Source organism: Citrobacter sp. Cpo032 (assembly GCF_030332975.1).
Lineage (GTDB): Bacteria > Pseudomonadota > Gammaproteobacteria > Enterobacterales > Enterobacteriaceae > Citrobacter > Citrobacter portucalensis.
In genome coordinates this window covers 1-305 of the sequence record NZ_JAOWGU010000004.1, presented here as the reverse complement: position 1 = coordinate 305, position 305 = coordinate 1, and the positions used below count along the sequence as shown (strand labels likewise).

At 56.1% G+C, this 305-nt stretch carries 1 protein-coding gene; it reads left to right on the top strand.

Annotated elements, in window-relative coordinates; all coding sequences use genetic code 11:
- Window positions 1-192: hypothetical protein (locus tag OGY33_RS00020; RefSeq protein ID WP_286570892.1), on the top strand; the 192-nt coding region annotated here is incomplete at its 5' end.
- Window positions 193-305: the final 113 nt, after the last annotated feature.

Sequence of the window (305 nt, the reverse complement as noted above, 5' to 3'; positions counted from 1 at the left end):
GGCGGTTTTCATCCCGCACAGACGCAAAAAAGCCCATCCGTCAGGATGGGCTTCTTCACTTTAATTAATGCCTGGCAGTTTATGGCGGGCGCCCTGCCCGCCACCCTCCGGGCCGTTGCTGCGCAACGTTTAAATCCGCTCCCGGCGGATTTGTCCTGGGCAGGAGAGCGCTCACCGACAGACAACAGATAAAACAAAAGGCCCAGTCTTTCGACTGAGCCTTTTGCTTTTATTTGATGCCTGGCAGTTCCCTACTCTCGCATGGGGAGACCCCACACTACCATCGGCGCTACGGCGTTTCACTT